General features: G+C 57.8%; 14 protein-coding genes. 12 read left to right on the plus strand and 2 right to left on the minus strand.

Annotated elements, in window-relative coordinates:
- Positions 1–733: 733 nt before the first annotated feature.
- From SH292x_RS05360 to SH292x_RS05370, 3 genes are all read left to right on the plus strand, one after another.
- The gene (locus SH292x_RS05360; RefSeq protein WP_442484555.1) at positions 734–1,579 is read left to right on the plus strand and encodes a hypothetical protein; all 846 of its coding nucleotides are present in this window, start codon (positions 734–736) and stop codon (positions 1,577–1,579) included.
- Between the two features lie 130 nt (positions 1,580–1,709).
- Positions 1,710–2,774, plus strand: coding sequence for a Gfo/Idh/MocA family protein (locus SH292x_RS05365; RefSeq protein ID WP_442484556.1), 1,065 nt, complete (start codon positions 1,710–1,712; stop codon positions 2,772–2,774).
- Positions 2,775–2,827: 53 nt separating this feature from the next.
- Positions 2,828–4,723 carry a sodium:solute symporter family transporter gene (locus SH292x_RS05370; protein ID WP_442484557.1) on the plus strand — a complete coding sequence of 632 codons (1,896 nt, stop codon included), beginning with the start codon at positions 2,828–2,830 and terminating at the stop codon, positions 4,721–4,723.
- Here SH292x_RS05370 and SH292x_RS05375 read toward each other — a convergent pair.
- Positions 4,690–5,736 (minus strand): glycoside hydrolase family 10 protein, encoded by a 1,047-nt coding sequence (locus SH292x_RS05375; protein ID WP_442484558.1) that lies wholly within the window; start codon positions 5,734–5,736, stop codon positions 4,690–4,692. The two genes, SH292x_RS05370 and SH292x_RS05375, sit on opposite strands and share 34 nt — an antisense overlap.
- A 116-nt stretch (positions 5,737–5,852) precedes the next feature.
- Positions 5,853–6,980 (minus strand): anhydro-N-acetylmuramic acid kinase, encoded by a 1,128-nt coding sequence (locus SH292x_RS05380; protein ID WP_442484559.1) that lies wholly within the window; start codon positions 6,978–6,980, stop codon positions 5,853–5,855.
- Between the two features lie 111 nt (positions 6,981–7,091).
- Between SH292x_RS05380 and SH292x_RS05385 the strand changes: the two genes are divergently transcribed.
- The 9 genes from SH292x_RS05385 (at position 7,092) to SH292x_RS05425 (ending at position 23,968) form a co-directional block, all read left to right on the plus strand.
- Entirely contained in the window at positions 7,092–8,246 is a 1,155-nt protein-coding gene (locus SH292x_RS05385; protein ID WP_442484560.1) for a substrate-binding domain-containing protein, read from the plus strand.
- 242 nt (positions 8,247–8,488) lie between these two features.
- Positions 8,489–9,463: a PEP-CTERM sorting domain-containing protein gene (locus SH292x_RS05390; RefSeq protein WP_442484561.1), complete on the plus strand. Its 975-nt coding sequence runs from the start codon at positions 8,489–8,491 to the stop codon at positions 9,461–9,463.
- Between the two features lie 141 nt (positions 9,464–9,604).
- A complete protein-coding gene (locus tag SH292x_RS05395; protein WP_442484562.1) occupies positions 9,605–10,825 on the plus strand; it encodes a hypothetical protein in 1,221 nt (406 codons plus the stop codon).
- 103 nt (positions 10,826–10,928) lie between these two features.
- A complete protein-coding gene (locus SH292x_RS05400) occupies positions 10,929–11,933 on the plus strand; it encodes a DUF1559 family PulG-like putative transporter (protein WP_442484563.1) in 1,005 nt (334 codons plus the stop codon).
- Between the two features lie 100 nt (positions 11,934–12,033).
- Entirely contained in the window at positions 12,034–12,558 is a 525-nt protein-coding gene (locus tag SH292x_RS05405; protein ID WP_442484564.1) for a hypothetical protein, read from the plus strand.
- Between the two features lie 151 nt (positions 12,559–12,709).
- Positions 12,710–13,147 (plus strand): hypothetical protein, encoded by a 438-nt coding sequence (locus tag SH292x_RS05410; RefSeq protein WP_442484565.1) that lies wholly within the window; start codon positions 12,710–12,712, stop codon positions 13,145–13,147.
- Between the two features lie 75 nt (positions 13,148–13,222).
- Positions 13,223–14,941 carry an FAD-dependent oxidoreductase gene (locus SH292x_RS05415; RefSeq protein ID WP_442484566.1) on the plus strand — a complete coding sequence of 573 codons (1,719 nt, stop codon included), beginning with the start codon at positions 13,223–13,225 and terminating at the stop codon, positions 14,939–14,941.
- Positions 14,942–14,993: 52 nt separating this feature from the next.
- Positions 14,994–16,676, plus strand: a complete 1,683-nt coding sequence (locus SH292x_RS05420) for a glycoside hydrolase family 10 protein (protein WP_442484567.1) — start codon at positions 14,994–14,996, stop codon at positions 16,674–16,676.
- A gap of 860 nt (positions 16,677–17,536) precedes the next feature.
- A complete protein-coding gene (locus SH292x_RS05425) occupies positions 17,537–23,968 on the plus strand; it encodes a lamin tail domain-containing protein (protein WP_442484568.1) in 6,432 nt (2,143 codons plus the stop codon).
- Positions 23,969–24,272 lie beyond the last annotated feature (304 nt).

Consider the following 24,272-nt stretch of genomic DNA (forward strand, 5'->3'; position numbering starts at 1 on the left):
TGCCATCGTATGCAGGTGCTTCCGATGGCGTGCCTCTAGGGTCTGCTAACTATAGAGTCGCATGGCACCATCGGGCCTTCGATATTGCCAGTGCAGATCCGCAGTCAATGGATTGCAAACGCCGTTCGACATCGGCATTGCGATAGTCCACCGTAATCATTCAGACCCCTTTGTCCCCATGGGCTTCCCCATGCTGGCAAACGAAGCACCTATAGACTCTAGATCAAAGCAGTGTGCTTGCCAGCGTACGTGTCCGGGACGTATTTTACGAAAAGCAGCGTGAGAAAGTCGTCCTAGCGGCACGAAGCATCCAAGCGGTCCCCTTTCTCGTTACAAGTCTACCAGCGGACGTCAAGCTATTGTGTTTTCAGAGCGATTATCAATGACGATGGATCCTGGTTGAAATCGATGACTCTGCCGTCGTCGCTCCCCATGGGCATTTCTGGCAGCAGGAGCGCAGCGAGCTCGCCTACAAGCACCACTTTGCGACCGTCCGGGGCGCCGCGCGTCCTTCAAGGATTCTGACCGGGCGAGAGGAGTCTTGAGGGTGTCCGTTCCGCCGTGTATTCGACGGGCATCTCTTTCTGCTGTATGCCCTAGGCACTTGCCTTTTCTGTCTGGGCTTTGACGATTTGCGCGTCAAGCAGATACGATTACCCCATAGGCGGAAACCCTGTGGTGGAAGCCAAAGAAACAGCCTTTCGACGATGGGTGTCGCACTGCGACCAATTCAATGAACGCAAAACAAGTCGGTTTCGTCGATGATCACCTGGACAATTTTCATGCCAATACGTATCTGGATGCCCTTCGCGGTCCGCTCGCGTTTCGCGGGTGGAAAGTTTCGGGGGTAACGGCACTGCAGTATGAGAAAGGCGTTGCTTGGGCGAAGGAAAAAGGCCTTCCGTACTTCCATTCCGTGGGTGAGCTGGCTCCGGTATGTGATGCGTTCTTGGTACTTGCGCCGTCTACTCCCGATACGCACCTAGCATTGTGCGAGATGGTTCTGCCGTACGGCAAGCCGACGTTCGTCGATAAAACCTTCGCCCCAAGCGCTGCGATCGCCGAGCAGATTTTCCTGTTTGCGGACGCATCGAGTGCACCCATCCAGACAACCTCGGCGCTGCGAACTACGAATGTTCAGCAAGTCGTTGCGGCACTCGATGTTCCTCTAACTGGCATGGCGTTGTGGGCAGGCGGATCGTCTTTCGAGGAGTACGGAGTCCATCCCGTCGAGCTGGCCGTAAGTTGCCTGGGGCCTGAAGTCGATCGGATTGCCGTAAGCGGCGGAGGCAGCTGTTCGACTCTTCTGCTTGATTTCAGCGGCGGCCGCACAGCGACCATCCACTTCAATGCCGACGCCCACATTCCTTTCTTTTCAGTGTTGGAAACCGAGCGGGGTGCTCAACCTGTGGAGGTCGACGATTCGACCCTATTCTTAGATGCCGCTGCCGCGATACTGGACTTCTTCGACGCTGGTAAGCCACTTATCCCTCGCGAGCAGACGATCGCCATCATGCGAGTCTTGGACGCCTATCGTCGACCTGAATCGCGTGATGGCTGGGTGAAACTCGGGACATGATCCCAGCAACATTGTCAACTATGTCCGCGTAGTTCCCCTGTTGTGTTCTGCCTGCTGGCCAACCATACTTCTCGGATTGGCGACTCAAGAGCGCGTAGAAGTGACTACGGGATGGTTGGAGAGAACGGGAATGACTATGCGATTGGCAATCATTGGCGCCGGATCGATCGGCGAAAAGCACGCCGCGGCCGCAGCAAGCTCCGGGGTGCGCGTGGCCCGAGTGGTAGATCGGAATAGCGATCGGGCCGCTGCCCTAGCTGACCAATACGGTGCCCTATCGGACGTCGACGCGAAGGCGGTTTGGGACGACGATTCGATCGACGCTGTCGTGATTTGCGTTCCAAACCATTTGCATCGTCCGATGGCTCTCGACGCCATGCGTGCTGGCAAAGATGTGCTGCTCGAGAAGCCAATGGCCCTGACAACCGTGGAATGCGACGAGCTCGTAGACGTCGCTGAGCAGACTCGCCGTGTGTTGCAAGTGGGCTATTCGCATCGATTCACCGCAGTAGGAGCAGCCGCTCGCAAGTGCATCGAGACTGGAGAATTGGGAGAAATCTACCACGCCAAAGCCCATCTCCATCTTCGAAGGGGCATACCGGGTCTGGGGGGATGGTTCACGACTAAGGCTCTGGCCGGAGGCGGAGCCTTGATCGATGTAGGAGTCCACTTGATTGACTTGGTGCTATTCCTGCTGGGGCAGCCTCAGACGGCATCGATTACGGGGAAAGCCTACTCCAAGTTCGGCGTGAAGATGGAAGACTACGTGTATGAGACGATGTGGGCCGGCCCGCCGCATTTTCCGGGAACCTTTGATGTGGAAGACCATGCAACGGCGCTAGTTTCATTCGAGGGTGGCGCGACGCTGGACCTGCAAGTTGCTTGGGCATGTAATCTGCCCGACAATGCCTTGCCCCAATCGATGGTTGCTGTACTGGGGGACCGAGGCGGTTTAGCATTCGAACTGTTCGGCGACCACGTGCGGCTTTGCCACCCCATCGCAGGTCGGAATGCCGATTCCAAGCTTGCGCTACCCGCAGCAGATCAAATGGCGCTGCAAATGCAGGACTTTGTCGAAGCCGTCCGCACCCGCAAGCATGTGGTCGGAGCCACTCCGATCGAGGCGCGACGGGTGCAGACTATCGTCGATTCGATCTACCAGTCCAGTCGGACCAACGCTCCAGTGGAACTATAGACAGTAACCGGGATGCGACCGTCAGCTTGATGACCTTAGCGATACCCTTAGGTTTGGCCGCCACTAGCGACAAGATCGTTGTCGTGGTTTACCTACTTGGCAGTCTCGCCTTGGGCATCGCGGCAAGCCGATGGTTTCGGGGAAAAGGCGCGCCGGGGCAGGATTCGGAAGACGATTATTTTCTTGCCGGCCGTCGCGTGCCTGGGTGGATGAATGGAATTTCGTACGCCGCAACGGCGCTGAATGCTGACGTAGGGCCAACCTACTGTGGGTTGGCCGTGGTGGTCGGATTGCCGATCGCATTCTTCTATCTACCGCGATTTGCGCTTGCATGGATGATCGCCGCGCTAGTATTCGCTGTTCGTTGGCGACAACTTGGCATTCGCACTGGACCTGAGTTCTACGCCCTTCGCTTTGGTGGACAGCGAACACGCATCGTCCGCATCTATTCGTCGTTGTTCGCTGTATTCGTAAACATGGCCCCCTGGATCGGGGCGGGCCTGCTAGGGGTCCATAAGATATTCGGGCCGGCATTTGGGATTACCGACAAGGCAACTACCTTGAGTATTGTGCTGCCAGTGCTGCTGATCTACGTGTGGATCGGGGGTTTTGCTGGCGTCGTGGTCACCGACATCATGCAAACGGCAGTGATTGTCCTAGCCAGCGTTATCCTATGCGTAGCCGTTCTGTGGGAGCACGGCGGTCCCAGTTCGCTGGCCACCGCTATTCAAGCTGCACACCCCGACAACGCAGCCGACATCCTGTCGACTTGGCCGGTGCCCGACCATCGCGTCCTTGGGCCTCTGGTGGTTTTGGCCTGGTTGATCGTACCGACGGTAGGTCGAGGTGGCTCCGTTGACCTTGAAGGTCAGAGGCTCTTCTCGTGCAAGAGCGACCGCGACGCAGCGCTGATGAACGTGTGGGCGGTGATCGGACTGTTTGTCATGCTAGCGCTACTGACTCTGCCTGCGATGGGGCTGCTAGTAAAGCACCCTGACTTGTACTTGGCTGAACCAGCTGAGCGGGAAAAAGCCTACTCGCTGTTGCTGGACGAGTACCTGCCATCCGGTCTCTATGGCGTCGCGCTCGCCGCGCTCCTGGCGAGCGTCATGTCTACCATTTCCAGCCACCTTAGCTACGGCTCGCAAACGTTAGTAAACGACGTCGTCCGGCAACTGATTCCTGACGCAAAGATGATCGCTCCCGGATCGAAGGGCTCGGTCTGGGTGGGAAGACTGCTCATGCTGGTCATTCTTGGACTCGGAATCGCCGTAACCTACCAGGCGGATTCGCTCATCGGTATCGCTATTGTGCTTGCTGGAATGTACGGGGCCACGGCAACCGTCTACTGGGGGCAGTGGTGGTGGTGGCGAGTGAATTTCTGGAGCTGGCTTACGGCCATGGTTGGAGGCCCGATTATCTATGTGATGCTCGGTGGGCTAACGATTGGAAGCTGGCGTATTCCCGGACTGCTTGAGTACGTCCCCGGTTGGACGGCCGCTCGCGGCGCGAGCGAGTCGGCCGCTCAAGGCATGGACATGATGCAAGCAGCTATAGGGATGGCCATAACCTGTATGGCATGGGTATTGGTCACCTTGTTAACGAAACCTGAACCGATGGAAACGCTCACAGAGTTTTACCTTCGTGCTCGCCCCATGGGGTATTGGGCACCCGTGAGGAAACAATGCCTGGCAGAAGCCGCTGCTGGCCAAATCCCACGCCCGGGACTTCTGGTCGATGGCTTGCTGATCGCAGTAGTGGGAGCAGTCGCAGTCTCGAGTGGTGTGCTAGCGGCCTCCGTGGGATTTGTTGGCCGATGGATCGAGGCAGCGGCCTTCCTGACCGTGGCGGCAGCGCTTGGCTACTGGTTCGTACATTTGTTCAATCGCCGCATGCACCGCCTCGGTGCCGACGATCACGGCGATGATACTGCGGGTTCGTCAACGTAGAGAGACCTGATGACCTCGCCGTGCGGCTTCAGTCCGTGGTGGTAAAAGAACACTTCGCCCGCAAATCCCAGTTCGCGGTTGATCTCCACCATCCTGCGAACTTGTTCGCTGGGTGGCTGGTAGCGATTGGCTAATCCGATCAGTACGCCGGGTGCCACTTTGGAGTGGAGTTCGACAGGAATCTGCAGCTTCACCTTCTCCAGTTCCATACGATATTCTGCCAGGTCTCGCCGATAAATCTGCGGACAAAACAAGTCGCCCCAGCCCTCTCGTGCCCACCGTGGCCAATCCTGAAGGTAATTGTCGCGACTCCAGGGCCAGACGCTGGGCGCCCACGAGATGCACAATTCTGGATCAAGGGCCTTAATGTCTTGGTACATCCGCTTGACGAACATGCTCAATTTGTCGGCCCGCCACTGCACCCAGTTGGCATCGCTTGGATCTCGCGGCGGCGATGCCCCAGAATGTTCGGAGCGATAGAGTGCGACCGTGTACGGATCGTATCCTGCGGTATGGGGGAGGGCCGGCAAGCGGTCGTCGCCTTGAACTCCATCGACATCGTAGTTTTTTACGACTTCCGTGATGATGGCGAGCATGAATTCTTGGACGTTGGGATCAAACGCGTTCATCCACTGAAAGCCATTGCGTTGGACCAACCTGCCGTCCACATCCAGTGCCGCCCAGTCGGGATGCCGCCGAATCAGCGGTCCGCCGTCTGGCTGCTGGTAGCTGCAACTGAAGCCAAACTCGAACCAAGCATGTACTTGGATCCCCGCTTCGTGAGCCACCTCGATCAACTCGCGAAGTGGATCGCGACCTTCTAGCCGGGGATCGATGGCGACGCCCGTTTCGCGCCTCATGATCTCACTGGGGTACAAGGTAACGCCTTTGTTCCAGGTTACGACGAAGATGGTGTTGATGCCCAAGCGTTTACACCGATCCACGGTTTCGCGAATGACTGCCGTAGAGAACACCGAATCACCACCAACGCCTGCGAGCCAGACACCACGCATCGGCTCCGGCGGCAGTTCGTCGGCCCCTAATGGACCGGCAAGAGCACCCCAGACGCAAAAGAGAAGTGCGTACCTCCTTATTTGCTTCGTCGTTAAGGGCGCACGCGCGACGGTATTCAAGACCAGGGCCCCCGTGATGTGCACATGCCAGCGCAGGCGGCAACCCGGCAACCAGTCGTTTCGGGCGTCGACACGGGTAAGCCGCGCTGGTAGCGAACGGCGAGCCAACCGAAGCTTTCTGCGTGCAAGGTATCCGGATTGAGGTTGCGCTGGCTCACGTTACGCACCTCATCAAACGCCGTGCTCAGACGCTCAATGATCAGCGGGTGTCGGCTGCCGGCGCCTGTCACCCAGGCGAGCGTCGGACGCTCGGGTAGTTGCTCGATGGCGGACAAAACCGATTCGGCAATGATTGCGCAAATGGTAGCCGCCCCATCCGTAGGGCTCAGACCCGATACGTCAATGGTTTCGAAGTCGGACCGAGTTGGTGTGCGGGGCAGGGGGCGGGAAAAGAAGGGACTTTCCAAAGCGTACTTCACGCTCGCCTGATCCACTGTCCCCGCTTTCGAAACGCGTCCATCGTAATCGTGGGGAGCCTCGGCAACTTCCTGAACCCATTCGTCGAGCAATTCGAATCCGGGGCCCACATCACCGGCGATGATGTTGTTATCACGACTAAGCCAAGTCAGGCTAGTAACGGGTCCCAGATTCAGCATCAAAGCTGGCCGGGGTTCGCGGGCCATCAACGCCCAATGGTACATCGCTTCGAGCGGCGCGCCCTGACCACCAATCGCCATGTCATAGCGGCGAAAGTCGGTGACTACGGGCAAACCTGTTAGTTCGGCCAGCAGCCAAGGGTTGCCGATTTGGAAGGATATGCCCTCCTGCGGCAACCTCCTCAAAGTGTGGCCGTCCAAGCCGATTACGGTCGCCTTTGCCACTTCGTCGCCCCAGCACGCTCTCAACTGTTCTACTGCCAACACATAATGGCGAGTCAGTTCCTGCTCGAGCCGGAAGATCTCGGTTGAGGGCATGTCGTTCTGCGTTGCTTCCAGAAGACCCCAGTGCAACGTTTCGGGGCAGGGCAAGCGAACACCCCCAATCGAGCGGATCTCATCTCGTCCATCCGTCTCAATGATCGCCGCCTCGACGGCATCCCCCGTCACCGAAGAAAGTAGGCCAATTGCATATTGCAATGGAGGTGACGTAACTTGTGCGGAGTTGGCCTTCGATGCATCATTCATGGGTCACGCACTTGCCGCGGGGGCCGTTGGTTCGCCGAGTTAGGTGTGTTCGAGAGACAGTTATCGCTAGCCGCTCGGCTCGCGGTGGATGGTATGCTGAGGAGGTGACCCGTGCCGATTCACAACGTGGGCGTGTTGGTTGAAACCGATGCCAGTTGGGGACGCAACGTACTACGAGGTGTCGCAAGCTACGCCGAAAAGTTCGGACCGTGGAACCTGCTCGTAGAAACTCATCATAGTTTCATTAACTGGGCGGTACCAGCAACTTGGCGGGTAGACGGCCTCATCGCTCGCATCTCGACGCCGTTGCATTTGCAGCGTCTGCAGTCTCTTAAGGTGCCGATTGTGGACGTTGGCGATCTGTTCTTGGGGGCTGAAGGCATCGATTCGGTGGTGACCGATTTCGACACGTGGGCCGATATGGCGATGGAGCATTTTCGTAGTAAGGGCTTCGTCAACTTCGCTTACTACGCGCCACCTAGTCGCGACTACTCCAATCTTCGCGGTGAGGCGTTTGCGGCTGCTGTCGAGCAACTGGGCCTAGTATGTCACCGCTATCGTCCCGGGTACCGCATCGGCCGCGAAATCAGCCCCGACGAGCACCGCCGACGCGTCACCCGCTGGCTTCGGCAACTTCCTCAGCCGGTGGCGGTATTAGCCGCCGATGCTCTTCGAGGAAAAGATTTGGCCGAGGTGTGTGGGCAAGCCGGGCTTACCGTGCCGGACGAGATCGCCGTTCTCGCAGGTGATTCCGACGAGCTCACCTGCGAAATCTGCATGCCTCCACTCTCAAGTATCGAAGTCGCCAGTCGCCGAATCGGTTACGAGGCCGCCGCCCGATTGGCCGGCCACCTCGCCAGAGGTAGCTCTCCGTCCGGCTGCCTGCGCGTGGAGCCCGACCGAGTGCTGAGCCGCCAGTCGACCGACGTCATGGCCATTGACGACCCGCTGGTCGTCCGGGCACTCCGGTTCATGCGGCTTAACGCTTACCGTGGAATCACGGTGCTCGACGTGCTCCAAGAAGTCCCCGTTGCAAGGCGTCAGTTGGAACGGCAATTCAAGCGGTACCTGGGAAGATTGCCCGCCGAGGAACTAAGGCGGCTCCGTCTGGAACGAGCGCGTCAGCTGCTGACGGAAACAGAACTCTCGATGGACGAGGTCGCAGAAGCCAGTGGATATGCGGGCTCCACACAACTGGGCTCCGCTTTTCGCAAGGCGTTTCAGCTGACGCCCCTATCGTATCGTAGACGTGCACAACTTGACTGAGAGCAGCTTGTCGCATTCGATGGAAATAATAACGCACATAAGTTTGACGGCTTAAGCTAGCCCAGGTAGTGTGACGTTTACCTGCTTTTTTTGCCTTGTTTCTGCGGGGCGTTCTAGCGCGCTAGCTGTTTAACGTGCTGCAACGCCGCGAGCTCGCATTCGTCATCGTATGCCAGACACCCCGCCCTACGGCTGGGAACAGGTGGAAGCGTGTTCTCTTATCACCTTTGGAGGGTCGCCTAATGAAATGCCAACAGAGTTTCCAACTTCTCGCCTCAATGGTCGTGGCATGTGCCATGACGGCTTCGGCACAGGCAAGCTTGCTAGGGACGGATTCCTACGTCATTGGGGCTGACCCCACTGCCGGCCAGTATGTCGCCAACACAGCGATCCGAAGCCAGCCGGCCGCACTCACGAACCTTGGCTTCGTTGCCGGACCCTACGCTTCGGGGACGGGAACCTCACAATTCTCAGCTACCGCATCGGGACTCAACTACGCGCCCCTTGGCGAAGACAGTAGCTCTTCGGGCAAGGTGAATTACAACGCGGCGGGTCTCGACGGAGCCATTCGAACAAACGCCCGAAATCTCAGCGGCGTCACGCCTAGCAGCACCTACTGGATTAGTCACCTTGTGAATCGGGGTAACATCCCTCAAGGCGGAGGGACTGGGTATGCCCTCACCGGTTTTGGTAACGCTATCGCGCCACAGTCCGGAGCGACAACGGGATTCCTCGAAGGAGCCTTCGTCGGGTTCGACCAGGACCCAACCAACCCTAACAACTTTGGCAACTTGATCATTCGCTCGCGCAAAAGCGCCGCCCAGACAGCGGAAGACGAAGTTCTGATCGATGGTGCTGCGGCATCGACCTTCGGGACGACCTATGCCGTAGTGATGAAGGCAGAAGTCGACGTAATAGGCGGCCAGGACCGGATCTCCTGGTGGCTTAATCCAACGAACTTCTCCAACGAAGCCACACTCACCAGTTCATCCCTCAGCTCTGGGTCGTTCTTGAACTTCGCCTATCCGGCCGACCGAGTTCTGGACCGCCTGAACTACTCCGCCCAGAACTGGAATGGCAACGTGTTCTTCGACGGCGTTCGCCTGTCTAGTACGCTCGATGGGTTAGGCGGAACAGTGCCAGAGCCGTCGTCGATCGCGCTAGTGGTGCTGGCGGGATTGGGCCTTGTTGCAGGCCGGCGCTTCCGCTTGAACTGATTTTTCGCCTTTTATCTGCCGCCGTGCGGCTCGCAACCACGAGCCGCACGACGGCTGTTTTAGCTACGAATTGAGACCTTGCCATGTTGCGCGGGGGTCATCCATCCGCGGTTACTTGCCCAAGCAAAAAGAGATCCATCGATGAATTCCTTCCTACGCATCGCGGCCTCGGTCGTAGCCCTCGCCGCGCTACCGACGGCGCGATCGGATGCAAGCCTTCAAGCATCCGATTCCTACGTCATCGGCGCTACTCCTACTTCCGGAGAGTACACCGACGTAGCCCCAACCAACCAACTCAAGAATCAATCGCCCGACTTAACCAATTTGGGTTTCGCTGTTGGGCCGTATAACCAAGGGTCGGGGACCGGGCAGTTCGGTACGACCAGCTTGGGCCTGACGTACGCGCCCTTGGGCGAAGCACAAGCGACCAGCGGTAAAGTGAATTACACGTCCGCACCACTCGATAGTATCGTGAGATCGAACGCCCGCGGTTTATCCGGTGTCTCCCCCAGCAATACCTACTGGATCAGCCACCTTGTGAACCGCGGCAATATCGATCCAGCCGGCGGGAGCGGTTACGTCCTCACGGGATTTGGGAACAATGTTGCTCCTCAGCGAGGTGCGACCACGGGGTTTCTGGAGGGAGCCTTCGTCGGTTTTGCACAAGATCCCGCACAGCCCGACAACTTCGGTAGTCTCGTGATTCGCTCGCGCACGACCGCCGCGCAAGAGGCAGCCGATACCGTCCTCATCGATGGCAGCACGACCTCCACTTTCGGCACGACCTACGCTGTTGTCATGAAGATCGATATCAGCTCGAACGGGGCGGAGGACACTATCTCGTGGTGGCTCAACCCTCAAAACTTCTTATCCGAAGCGACTCTCACCAGCTCTGCAGCGGCATCGGGATCGTTCCAATCGTTCGCGTTCCCCACGGATACGATCATCGATCGATTGAACTACTCTTCCCAAAACTGGAACGGCAACGCATTCTTCGATGCACCGCGTTTATCCACTACGCTGGAAGGGCTTGGTGGAGTAGCGATCGAAGGGTTACCGGGCGATTACAACGACGATGGATTGGTCAACCTAGCCGATTACACCGTATGGCGTGACAACTTGGGTGGCGATGCGGCGGCCGTTTTGCCCGCCGGTTCCCGCGATCCGGGCAACGCCGACCCGACGATCAATGCCGCGGACTACGAATTTTGGAAACAGAACTTCGGAAGCCCAGGCTCCGCCGGTGTCGGCCCGCTCGGCGAGACAACCATTCCCGAGCCAAGCACCTGGACCATATTCGCGCTGGCAGGAACCGCTTTAGTATCTTATCGCCGGTTGTCGCGGCGAGCGTTCATGCGATGAAGTCGCTCCGCGCGGCTTCTTTGCCATCACCGGCGGCTCCTCGGGCAGCGGAGCCGCCGGGGATGGTGCTTCAATTATTCTTAACCGCCAGAAGGACTTGGACATGTCGAGCAGCCAGAGTCACCTGCGTTCACGCGGATTCACTCTCGTCGAGCTACTGGTTGTCATTGCAATCATTGGCATCCTCGTAAGTCTGTTACTGCCGGCGGTACAGGCTGCTCGCGAGTCGGCACGCCGCAGCCAGTGCACAAACAACCTGAAGCAAATGGCACTCGCCTGCCAAAACTACATGTCGACGCACGACGACAAACTTCCAATGGGTTTCGAAGGCAAGCCGGCCGCCGTTGGGGCCAACTACAGCAAGCGTGGTTTGTTTTCGGAAATGCTTCCGTACATGGAGCAGCAGGAAGTTTACGACAGGATCGTATTTGACTACGGCAAAGACCCCTTCAACCCCGTCGATCCTATGGCCAGCAAAGTGATCGATGCCTACGTTTGTCCGAGTTGGAATGACCCAATCGTGATGTCGGGAAATGCACCGGTCGAGCCCTATAAGGATGGGGCGCTAACGCTCTACGCGGGCGTGGCTGGTGCCATTACCAGCGCGGTGAACGTCAACGATCCAAAACAACTCGTCAAGTCAGGCTACGGCGACCTACCGACGAACGGTGCGTTTTTGATGGTGCAAGGCACGCTTCCTGGAACCTCAACGTTGGGCCCCGTCGGACGCCCCCGTAAGGGCTCGCAGATTACGGACGGTCAGAGTAACTCGCTGTTGATTGGCGAATTCGTCGATCGCCCTTGTCAGATCGGTGGCAACTGCAGTCCGGCACCTGGGTCGGTTCGCCCTTGGATCTATGCTGGCTTTGTCCAGGCACCCTACGGCATCCGCGTGGTGACGAATCCGCCAAACAGTGTGTTCGATACCATCCAGTCCTCGGGCGTCGCGTTCAATCACCGCCCGTTCGGGAGCTTCCACGGGGGCAACGTCACCCAGTTCGCGTACGTCGATAGCAGCGTCCACACCATCTCGAACGATATCGATCTAGCGACCTATCAAGCACTTGCGACCGTCAACGGTGAAGAGGTAATCAATGAGACCCCTTAGCAGTTCGTGCAAGTTGTCTAAGCGCGCAACATCGGCGTTGCTGTTGACGATAATATTCACTTGTCTAGCCGGCTGTGACGCCGGCAGGCCCAAGGCACCCGTGGCCAAGGCGTCGGGTCGTGTGTTGCTGGATGACGAGCCGCTCCGGTTTGGCACCATAACGCTTCAGCCGACATCTGGGCAACCGGCCGTGGGTGATATCGGCAGTGACGGAACATTCACCCTTTCTACCTACGCTCCGATGGACGGGGCGGCGTTGGGTAAGCATCGAGTGAAAGTGACTGCTTACTCTTCACAAGATCCCGCATCCGACAAGAGCGAGCAGGCAGGCGACAATCTGGGAGAACTGCTCGTGCCTCAGATGTACGCCAGCGCCACCACCAGTGGGATCGAGGTTGAAGTGGTGGAAGGTGCAAATGAGTTCGAGATACGCATGACAACACCGGTTATTGTGGAAGCCGCCGACGAGGAAGTCGATGGCATCGAGGCGGAAGGCGACGCCCCAGCTGCCGGAGTGATGAATGAAGAAACGGAGGGGGGCGCGACGAACCCCACGCCCTCTCCAGGAGACGCGGCTGGCGAGCCCGCCGATCCGAATGATCCGAGCAACACGTTGGATGAATGACCCGGCTTTCCGCAGTGGTTGGGTAGTTGAGCACACTACCCATGGCCATCTTGTGAACGCACTAATTCCATCCACAACCGTTCCCCACGCTTCAACGCGAACCGCCAGGATTAATGACGTGATCCGCAACCGCCAATCCTTCTCGCGCAGGATGAGTACTGCTCCACTGGTTTTGCTGGTTTGGGTCTGCGCAGCAAGCTTGCTGAGTGGGTGCAATTCGGGACCGAAGGTAGCACCAGTCTCGGGAAAGGTAACCCTCGATGGAAAGCCGCTCAAGTTCGGCACCGTCATGTTCCAGCAAGCGACCGGCGGACAACCGGCTGTAGGCGAAATTCAATCCGACGGCTCATTTCAACTATCAACCTTTCGCCAAGGAGATGGTGCGATCGTCGGCACGCATTTGATTCGGGTCGCGTGTTATTCATCGCAAGATCCCGCTAGCGGGCTCAAAGGCGGGGATTCTCTGGGCAACCTGATGATTCCCGTGAAGTACACGGTGCTCACCTCCAGCGGCCTGACGGCCGAAGTCCCCAGCGAGGGATTGGAATCGTTCGCAATCGAACTGAAGAGCGATCGCCCCGCGCGGTAGCGGATTCTTCCGGCACACTCATGTCCAGGCACCACTGTGAAAGGGCCACCATTTGGTGGCTTCGCTATGATTCTTATGAACTTTCGCCAACGACCCGCAACCTTCGTCATCCTCACAGCGCTGGCTGTGGCGATCGGGTTTTCATGTCCTAGCGTGCGGGCTGCAACCCACGCACACGGCGAAGAGCTTCGGGAATATGACGTCGTTATTGCCGGTGGATCAACGGCTGCGCTCGCCGCGGCTGTGGCATCTGCCCAGAGCGGCGCACGCACGGCGCTCGTGGAGCCGACCGATTGGATCGGGGGCCAGCTTACTTCTTCTGCAGTGCCGGCGGTGGACGAAGCTTGGCACCAGGTCCGCCACCCTCAGACGGGGGAAATCCTGGTCGACGTTTCGAAACAAGCTCGCGATCCGCGCAACATGACGCCGCTCTTTCGCGATATGCTCGCGGCCACCGGTAACCCAGGCGGGGGCTGGGTGAGCCGCTACTGCTTTGAGCCCAAGAACTTTCTCGAGCAGCACCTCGAGCCCTTGGTCGAGAGCTGCAGCCCGCGCCTCGACGTGTACCTCAATACGGTTATCAAAGAGGCAGAAGCAAATACGCAAGACGGCAAGATCGAATCACTGTTGGCCATCCAGCGTTTTCCGACCGACCGGGCCGAGCAGGCTGGCTACGATCGCTTGCCGTCGCGAGACATTGTCGACTGGTACGATCGGCGGCCCTCGGATCGTTTCAACAAGAAGCTGCTGCGGTTGAAGGGCAAGGTATTTATCGACGCGACGGAGTGGGGCGAGCTACTTGCCTTATCGGATGCCGCCTATCGCATCGGCGTGGAACAAGACGATCTGAATCAACCAAACTTCGAGAACTGCGGCCAAGCCATTACGTTCTGTCTGGTGCAGGAGATCCTGGCCGAGCCCGCGGCGGAAGTCGTCCAGCACGACCAAGTCGATCGACTCGGTTACGGCAATTACGAGGACCGTCCAGACGCTTGGGGCCGCATATGGACCTACCGACGCATTCGCGGCAATGGCGACGAGCCCGCGGTCGGCGATCTCTCCCTGCAGAATTGGGGCTACTCTTCCAGCCACGGCAGTGGTGGCAACGACTATCCCGACGGTTACTTATTTAAGAACCGAAGTGAAACGGCCGCCGAGAAAGGCGACTGGACGGGTGGCATCGATATGACCGTACTGGCAGCGGCGGAACAGCGCGCCTTAGCCTGGCACACATGGTTCAAGAGCCAAGCCCCTTCGCCGTTTGTTCCCGAACAGATTCACCTCTCGAAGACCGCGCTAGGCACCGGACACGGGCTGGCGAAGCTCCCTTACATTCGCGACACGCGGAGGTCGATCGGTATCGACGGGTTTACTTTGCAACTCGAAGACCTCAGCGGAGGTGCGGACGACCAGACCGGGAAGAAGTTCGACGATCGCATAGCCCTGGGAGCCTACGCGGCGGACATCCACCCGCTGGCCGTTTGTATGTATCCCGACTACGTGCACTTGGAACGCACGACGTTGCCTTTCTACATTCCGTTCCGTGCCCTGACGAACTCGGACTATGGCAATCTGCTCGTGGCCGGTAAGACGATGGCCCAGACCTTCATGGCCAACTCCGCCACCCGGCTCCATCCCATCGAATGGTCGACGGGCACCGCGGCTGGGGCTGCCGCCGCCTACTTGTCGCAGAACGATATGACAACGGGTGAAGGTCTAGAGGACATCAACGAGATTCAAGAAATCGTCAGCCGCCACACACCCATCGATTGGACCTTTGTCCCGCAGGATTAGGTCCAATTGCCAAGAGACTTTGACACAAGCAATGTTCACAAAGCGGCGGTTGATGGTATTGACCTGGTTTCGCGTCATCAGTTGCGGCCTAGCGTTCGGGGTCGGCGTTGCAAGCGGTGTCTGCGGGGCGGCCCCCGCTGAAGTCCGCGGCACATGGCTCACGACCACCGGTGTCGATCACATTCGGACCGGGAACAATACCGCAGAAGTTTTGAGCGACTTGCGGGAGATCGGGCTCAATACGGTGTACGTCGAAACGTGGAAGAACGGCTACACCAATTATCCGTCTACGGTGCTCGCGTCATTCACCGGAGGGCCAGACCGGTCGACGTTCCTAGGCTCGACGAGAGATCTAGTGGAGGAGACCCTCATCCATTCGCATCGACAGGGTCTCAATTACATTGGTTGGTTCGAGTACGGTCTCTCCGCGCAGTTTGTGGGGACTGGGGGAAACCCTAACAATCCGCTTGCCGCCAGAATGAAGAGCGAGGGCTGGTTACTTCAAGATCAGTCGGGACAGTACGGAAACGCTTCCAACGGCTTTGCCTGGATGAACCCCGCAGTGCCGGAGGTCCGGCAGTTTGTAATTGACCTGACATTGGAAGCCGTAAACCGATACGACTTTGACGGTATACAATTCGACGATCGACTGGCTTGGCCGAAGGAGTTTGGCTGGGACGCAACAACGGCAGCACTTTACGCTAGCGAAACCGGTCGGTCCCTTCCCAGCAACGTGAACGACACCCACTTCCGTTCATGGAGACAGGGTAAGGTGACGCAGTTCGCGGAGGAGTTGACGGCCGCGGTGAGAACTCATCGTCCCAACCTTCACTTATCGATCAGCCCTTCGATAACCAACTTCTCGGAAGCCCAATACAACGCCGACTGGCCCGACTGGCAGGATGAGGAGTTGTTTGACGAGTACGTCATTCAGGTCTACCGAGATAACATATCTAGCTTCAACTCGACCATAGGAGGCCAAGTGTCTCAGTTCCCTGGTGGCGAGTTGAATGAGCTGGTCGTCGGTCTACGGGGCGGAACGGCATCGGCTGGTTCCGAAACCCCCTACGCTGACCTCGAAGCCATGATCGAGCGGACGCGTGCCGAAGGAGCGGCCGGACACAGTATCTTCTTCAGCAAGTCGGTTCGCGACGTTTACGGGCAACAATTGACGGAGTTCTACGACGTTGAGAACCAGGGACCCGCAGTGAATCCATTGTTCGCGGCAGATTGGCGTTCCATGCCCATCGTCGGCGCTCCTGAAGGGACGACAAATACATGGCAGTTCGAGGTGCAACAAGGAAACCGATACCGGGTTGTTGCCAAGGTGGGTGCTTACTGGCAAGAGTTATCGAGCATGCCCCTCGCCAGCGGCACTCAAGAACTGGTGGTGCCGGGGGCCTCCGCAGTGGAGCTCCTAGTCGATCGTCGTCCGCTTGCTTCGCCAGACTTTAATGGCGATGGTTTCGTGAACTTGGCCGACTATGTTGTATGGCGCGACAACCTTGGATCGACTGTGGACCTTCGTGCCGACTTCGACAACGATCAATTAGTCGGACCAACCGACTACCTTGCCTGGAAGAGGTACTTCGGCATGCCGTCGGCCAACTCTCAGTCGGGGGTCGGGTCCGCACAGGTACCGGAGCCGATGTCCCTGGTGGCAGTTATCTGCTTCGTGATTATGGTTAGCGGAACCAAGAGGTGCCTCACACCGAAGCCGTGCGTCGCTAGTTGAGTTGTTGGAAATTGCTAGTCGGGGATTCGTTGTGGCGGCTCGTTAGGTCGCGACTGTTTTTCCGGGTCGGCTTCGAACTTGCTACGCTCGATTTTGCTTCACCAACGTTGCAGTAACGCTTTGGAGGAATTTCTAGAGCGGCATGGTGAACGCGAAGGCCGACCGGTGCTAGAACCTAGTGGTGCCAGCGGGCAGACAGAGGCGTGTTGATGAGCAGATCGGCGTCGTCGCCATTGGTAGCTCATTTGGCGAATTCCCTGCAGTCGTCTTGTCGGATATGAAGTCCCACTGACCAGCCTCCAATTCCGTTTCCGGTTCATCGGGCAGGACTTCAATCGCTCGCTCCGACGAAACAGCAGCGGACCACCCCACGGTCGCCACTAGCGTTTACCGTCTAATGTCATTTTCCTCCGAGCTTCCAACCAAGTGTTCTGTCGATGTGCCAGCTTGTGGCCATGCCAAAAACTCGGGTTGTGATTCCGAAGGTCGGGGGTTCGAGACCCCTCAGCCACCCTCTTGAGAACTCGGCAATCTTCGAGTTTTTATGGGTTAGAGTCGATCTATGGTCGACTTCGGCTTACTTCAAGCTACCCGAATTAGCCCCCGATTCCTACACGGGGGGCTCCAATTCACGGAGTTCTCCTACCATGTCGGTGACTCTTCCGGAAAGAATTTGCGCCACTTTTTCGTGATGGGTGCAGTATATAGGTGGTCCGGTGCGCCGGGGCGTAGCGACTGGCTACTCGATAATCACAATTCCAGAGGAGACGGGTGCACCGAGGCGGGATTCGGAGGCCGCCAGGAAGACGGTCTGGCCCACTCGGCAAACTTGCTGCGCTTCAGAAGGGCTAATGGTTTTGGTGAAGCATTCCAGACTGCGTATCGAGCAACTTGAAAGCCGCTGCTTGCTTAGTGCGGCACCCGTCATCACCGAGTTCCTGGCCTCCAACGAGGGGAATCTGCAGGATGAAGATGGTGACTTCTCGGATTGGATCGAGATCGCCAATCGCGGCGACCAAGCGATCGACTTGGCTGGCTGGCACCTGACGGATTCAGCCGACAATCTAACGCGCTGGTCGTTCCCTTCTTTGGTTCTCGCTCCGGGCGACCACTACGTGGTTTTTGCATCAGGCAAGGACCGAGCTGTCAGCGGCCAACAACTACATACTAGTTTCTCGCTCTCCGCCGACGGTGAGTACCTTGCACTGGTCCGGCCAGATGGGCTTACTGTGGCGAGTGAGTTCGCGCCCGAGTTTCCACCGCAGACGGAAGATGTGTCCTTCGGATTGGGAAGCGACGTAACCAGTTCGGTCGACTTGGTTGTAATTGGTTCGCCGGTGAAGGTCTTCGTGCCGGCAAACGGCTCGCTTGGCACAAGTTGGACTTCCGAGGCATTCTCACCAACAGGTGGATGGATCTCAGGCACAACAGGCGTGGGATACTCGCAGGCCGTCGACCCGGAACCTTCGATCGTCTTATTGCAATTGGACTTCAACGATCGAGCGGCGAGCGGGCAAACTGCAGCGGGATTCAGCTCGTTCGTAGTAGGAAGTGGAAACGAAATCCAAACATCGTCCATCACCCGAAGCTATGGAGCGTTGGATGTCACCCTCAGCGATGTTGGTGGAGCAGGCTATCAGGATCGCCACCGGAATGGTAATCCCGCGAACTCGGGCGATTTCACCGACAGTTTACTGCTCACCGATTTCGTGTTCTCTGGCGATCAAACGGGCACCGGTGGTTTGGATGTGTCGATTGCCGGACTGACGCCTGGCGAACAGTACACGCTAACATTGTGGTCCTTCGATACGGGCAGCAGCAGTAATCGCGTCTCGGACTGGACGGTCAACGGTGTCGTTGCGAAATCCAACTATACATTCGACGGTAACAACGACCCTACGAACAACAGCCAGTACAAGTTCGGCGTGGTGGTGCAGGCCAGTAGTCAAGGGAACATAGTCCTTTCAGGCCGCAGGGATCTAGAATCTTTGAGCTTCGGTGTTTACCTCAATGCATTGAAACTTGAGACGGGCAATACCCTTGATGGGGCAGGGGGTAGCGAAGCAATACGCCTGGACTTCAACGATCGCACAGAAGGCGAATCGGGCGCCGCGAACACCGAATCTGGCTACACACCGATGACGCTGGAAGACAATGGCGCGGACTTTGGTGGGGTGAAGTTCACCTTCAGTCCGTTCAACGGCTCCTCGCTCGACGACAGGGACCGGCCGGGACCACTGGATAGCGGTCAGTTCACTTTGGGGCAGGTGTACGACGATCACATTCTCTCGACTGGTCCGCAGGGCTCCGGTTTGGATCTCTTGATCGAAGGACTGGTACCCGGTGTGGAGTACGATGTCTTGCTTCGGATGTTCGATCCGACGGCCGTGGGCAGCCGATCTTCGAGTTGGACAGAGGAGAGCAGTGGCCAGTCGATACCGATCGCAACGCCATATGTGTTTGATGGTTCCATCGCGCCCACGACCAATAGCAGCTACACGGCTAAAGCAACCTTGACCAGCTCTGCGAATGGGACTTTGCTAATTCGTGGCGTTCAGAATGGGATGGATCGGAGTGTGGCATTGTGTGCCCTCGAACTATCTCGGAATAGCTTCTCCGAACTGGTGAATCTTGATTTAGAATCCGCCATGAAGGGAACGAACAGTTCGGTCTATCTTCGGCAAGAATTTACGGTTGCTGACCTCGCAGCCGTAGATCGATTGCAGATGGATATTCGCTACGATGCTGGTTTCGTTGCCTACTTGAACGGCCAGGAAGTTGCGCGCCGCAATGCACCGACAATCGCAAGTGTGGCCCCCAGTTTCAACGCGTCTGCGACGGTCGAAAGAAGTCTCGCCGAAGCAGTGGCCAATGAGAGCCTGGACCTGTCGCCCTACATCTCTTTGTTAAATCAAGGTGCAAATAATGTTCTGGCCATTCACGGACTCAACAGTGCCGCGGGTGACGCTAATTTCCTCATGGTTCCCACGCTCCGTACGCTAGAACTTTCGACCGAGTCCTTCCGCTATTTTCTTAGTCCCACGCCAGGAGCTGTTAATGGCGAAGGTGTCTTGGGATTTGTGGGACCGACATCCGCGAGCGTGCCGGGCGGTCTTTACGACGGGCCCATTCAGGTGCAGCTAAGTCCTAGCACTGCCGGGGCGACAATCTACTACACGCTTGATGGAAGCATACCAGGGCCTACGAATAGTGCCTCGGCAATCTATAGCAGTGCCATTCCGATCTCGTCCACTACAATCCTGCGCATCAAGGCGTATCAGCAAAACTACGCAAGCTCCACATCGCAGACCTACAGTTATCTGTTCCTGGAGGACGTACTCATTCAGAATCCTCTCGCTGGTCTCGACGCCGCGAACTATCCACTGTTCTGGCAAGCGAACGCCTCGGGAGATTACAGTATGGATCCTCGGGTTGTTGCTCTGTGGGACGACGATAATCCGGCGAATACGGACCTTGGCATCCGCGAGTCGCTCGCCTCGCTCCCCACCATGTCGATCGTGCTGGACCATGAGGATTTGTGGGGTGCTCAGGGAATCTACCCGAATGCAACGAGTGAGGGCCCCACTTGGCGTCGCCCCGGCTCCGTAGAGTACTTCGATCCCGCGACGGGCGAAAGATTTCAGCACAACGTGGGCGTGCAGATGCACGGCAATGCTAGCCGCGATAACGTGCGGACAAAGAAGCATTCGTTTCGCCTTATTTTTAGCTCGGAGTACGAGGGCCCGGGCCGGCTCGAGTTCCCGCTCTTCGACAATACGGACTTCGCCGACATCAACACGGTGGTGCTCCGCGCCTCGTTCACCGATAGTTTCGCCACCCGAACGGCTACGGGGCGATACTCGCCACTCGACTCGACCTATACTCGAGACGTGTTCATGCGGGACACGCAACTCGCGATGGGGAGCTTGTCGCCTGCGAGCACCTACGTGCATCTCTATATCAATGGATTGTACTGGGGCCTCTACAATCCCGCTGAGAGAACGGACGACGCATTCCTCGCGTCTCATTTGGGAGGAAACGAGGAAGACTGGGACATCATTCGCGACTTCAATGAGCTGTATCGTGGCGGCCGCAACGTCTACGACCAGATGTTCAATATTGCCGATCAGATTGCCGCGGGTTCCGCAACAACTGCCAACACTCTGTACCACTCGCTACAAGGATTGAATCCAGATGGGTCAGTAGATCCTGCGGGCACGAAGTACCTCGATGTCGATAACTTCATCGACTACATGATTCTGCACCTTTATGCCGGAGTCGAAGACTGGCCTTCCCACAACTGGGTGGCGGCTCGCAATCGTGTGGATCCAGAGAAGGGATTCCAGTGGTTTACTTGGGATCAGGAAATTGCCTTCGACGGGCGGTTTAGAGACAGGACCGAGGCAAGCGACGACCACACTCCCGCCGAACTCTTCGTCGACCTTCGCAACAGTTCGGAGTTCCGCCTGCGTTTCGCCGACCGTGTCGAGAGGCACCTGTTCAATGGTGGGGCCTTAACCACCGAAGCGAACGCCGATCGATGGCTTGCCCGCGCGGATCAAATCGAGGGGGCGATCATTGCCGAATCAGCTCGTTGGGGCGATGCGCGAGAAGGCGAAGTGGTGGACGTTCCGCCGGTGACTACTATACCGCTCATGACGGTTAACGAATGGCGAGAGTCGATCGACGAAGTGCTCGCCTATTTCCCGCAGAGCCATAGTCTGGCTATCAGTCGTTTCAGGGCAGATGGCCTGTTTCCGAACATCCTAGCGCCAACCCTCAATCAGTATTCGGGGAGTGTGTCGGCGGGATTCGATTTGTCCATGACGTCTCCCTCCGGTGGGACGATCTGGTACACGCTCAATGGCGAAGACCCGAGGCAGGTGGGAGGAGCAATCAACTCCGGTGCCGCAATGAGTTACGCCGGCACTATCGATGTGACGCAAAGTGTTACGGTAAAAGCGAGAACTCTCGTGGGCTCCGTTTGGAGTCCATTGGTCGAAGCGGAACTTACCGTGGCGGTAGGTGCTCAAGGGATCGTGATCAGTGAGTTTAACTACCACCCGCACGCTCCTACTTTGGCGGAAAGCGCGCAGGTGCCTGGGGTGGTAGAAGACGACTTCGAGTTCATCGAGTTAATGAACACCCATCCGACTCAATCCATCAATCTCTCTGGCATGTCGCTGGCCAATGGCTTGAGTTACACGTTCGGCAGCGCAACGCTCGCTCCAGGTCAGCGGGCAGTTGTTGTGGAGGACGTTGCGTCGTACGAAGCTCGCTACGGCACTGACACTATTATCTTTGGCGAGTGGAGCGGAGGTTTAAGCAATTCGGGCGAGACCATCGAACTGCGGGATAGCCTCGGCAATATCCTGAGTGCCGTGGCGTACCTGGACGAAGACCCCTGGGGAGAGGCTGCGGACGGCGATGGCGGGACTATGGAGCTAGTCGATCCTTACAATACGCCGGTGGCCGAGCTAGGTAAGTGGTACCGATGGCGAGTCAGCACCGAGTGGGGTGGAACACCGGGCATGGCTGGGTCGGGACCAATCGGTGTTGTTGTCAACGAAGTGCGGGTGCACTCCGCGTCGCCCGAAGTCGATGCCATCGAACTATTCAACACCACAACGCACGCGATTGATATCAGCGGTTGGTATCTCAGCGATTCGGGTGGTACTCCTCTGAAGTTCCCCATCCCTCAAGGTATCTTATTGCAGCCGGGTGCTTATGTTGTGTTCGATGAAGAGGACTTCAATCCAAGCTCGCCGGCCCCCGGCCAGATACCCTTCGCCTTAAGTGCCCTGCAGGGTGACGATGTCTACCTAGTGGTGCCCAACGGCAACGGAGGCGTATCGTCGATTGTGGACGTGGTGCATTTTGGGGCCGCGGCCGAAGGCCAATCGTTCGGCAGGGTTGATACCGAGGTTGGCCGATTAGCTCCCCTTGCGCGCCCTTCATTTGGGGGGCTCAACGGACTCCCGGCTGGTACGCCCATCGTCATCACTGAAGTGGAATCGACCCCCGCCGTGCCAACCAGTGCCGCCTTGGCTATCGACTCTACAATGACGGTGGCCGATCTGCGGTTTGTCGAATTGCACAACGCCACAGCTTCGACAATGGACCTGCACAACTACAGGCTGGCGGGGGCTATCGGTTTTGATTTCGCTTCGTCCACCCTCGTGACGGCTGGCGGCTCGTTGGTGCTTGTCCCGTTCAATCCATCGACACAACCCAGCAAAGCGAATGCATTCCGCGCCCACTACGGCATCTCCGTTGCCGTACAACTAATAGGGCCCTTTAGTGGAACTTTGCTTGCCTCCGGGGGACGGATCGAATTGCAGGAACCTGACCAACCATCTCCAGAGCAACCTGGAACTGTGCCGCGGGTACGGATCGATGAGATTCTGTACGACGACCAAGCACCCTGGCCGGACAGTGGACAACCCGGCGCATCGTTGCACCGAATGACGCCCGCTGCCTTTGGCGACGACGGGCAGAGTTGGAGGGCCGCGGCTGCCACTCCGGGCTCGGTCGATTTCGCGGCCTCGGCGACCGGCGATTTCAATGGCGACGAAACCATCGACCTTGTCGACCTACAGATGCTGGTCGATGCGGTGGAACTCGGCAGCGAGGTGATCTACTTCGATTTGACTGGCGATAACGCGATTACTTTGTCGGACATAGCCAATTTGGCCAAGGAGGTTGTCCATCCGATCGCGGGAGACTACGACTGGAATGGAGTGGTGGACGCCGCGGACTACCAAGCGTGGAAGGCTAGCTTTCATTCGAGCTTCCGCTTGAACGCCGATGGGAATGCCGATGGCACGGTGAATCTGGCGGATTACACTATTTGGCGCGACAACTTGGGGGCCTCAGCGCCATTGCTTGCACCGAAGACTGCTGAGAGTTCCGTTCAGGAGAGCGAGCCATTCGCCAGCTTGAGGACCACCGCATCTGACGAACCGCTGGCAGTGGTTGGTGCCGTGTCCGGGTCGCCGAGTGCAACAGCCGAATCAAGTAGCCCATTCTGGTTGGCTGGCGCACCACAGGAGGACCGTCGTGGCAATCCGCCCGCAATTGGCTCTCATCGTAGCACGACTGTCGTCGCTGACGAGCAGCACGACGGAATGGTGTCTTTACTCGATAGGACTCGGCTGGCTCGCTCGCTGGGCGTGGCTATGGATGCTGTTACGCGGTCGCCGCACAAGGCTCAGGAAGGTCCTGTTGGCAAACCCTGTGAACATCGGCACCTCGACGAGGTTTTTGCCGATTGGGAAAGCGACTTGATGTAACCGACTCAAAGCCACACTGTCCAGTAGAATTGGTCGAGAAGCCGGGATAACAAGGTCGCCCAGCGCGCGTGGCCCATTGCGAGCGACGTGGCAGGTAACCTGATAACTGCTGCTGTGAAGCGGTTTTGCGGAAGCAACTACCCTAATATTTCAGCAAGGGCCGATCGGAATCGCCATTCGGCCTGACTCGCCTGATGTAGTGTGTTTCCACGCATTCCGAAAAATCGGAGATGCTGTGTCGGGGTATCAGCCCAGCCGGCAGATTGGCGGGGCGTCCCATGGTGGGTACGCTACGGCTCCACTC

The organism is Aeoliella fuhlenseeensis, from assembly GCF_052161615.1.
In the GTDB taxonomy this organism is placed as follows: domain Bacteria; phylum Planctomycetota; class Planctomycetia; order Pirellulales; family Lacipirellulaceae; genus Aeoliella.

Coding starts and splice junctions, on each gene's coding strand:
- SH292x_RS05360 (WP_442484555.1), top strand. CDS start 734: ATGAACGCAAAACAAGTCGGTTTCGTCGATGATCACCTGGACAATTTT.
- SH292x_RS05365 (WP_442484556.1), top strand. CDS start 1,710: ATGACTATGCGATTGGCAATCATTGGCGCCGGATCGATCGGCGAAAAG.
- SH292x_RS05375 (WP_442484558.1), bottom strand. CDS start 5,736: ATGCGTGGTGTCTGGCTCGCAGGCGTTGGTGGTGATTCGGTGTTCTCT.
- SH292x_RS05380 (WP_442484559.1), bottom strand. CDS start 6,980: ATGAATGATGCATCGAAGGCCAACTCCGCACAAGTTACGTCACCTCCA.
- SH292x_RS05390 (WP_442484561.1), top strand. CDS start 8,489: ATGAAATGCCAACAGAGTTTCCAACTTCTCGCCTCAATGGTCGTGGCA.
- SH292x_RS05395 (WP_442484562.1), top strand. CDS start 9,605: ATGAATTCCTTCCTACGCATCGCGGCCTCGGTCGTAGCCCTCGCCGCG.
- SH292x_RS05400 (WP_442484563.1), top strand. CDS start 10,929: ATGTCGAGCAGCCAGAGTCACCTGCGTTCACGCGGATTCACTCTCGTC.
- SH292x_RS05410 (WP_442484565.1), top strand. CDS start 12,710: ATGAGTACTGCTCCACTGGTTTTGCTGGTTTGGGTCTGCGCAGCAAGC.
- SH292x_RS05415 (WP_442484566.1), top strand. CDS start 13,223: ATGAACTTTCGCCAACGACCCGCAACCTTCGTCATCCTCACAGCGCTG.
- SH292x_RS05420 (WP_442484567.1), top strand. CDS start 14,994: ATGGTATTGACCTGGTTTCGCGTCATCAGTTGCGGCCTAGCGTTCGGG.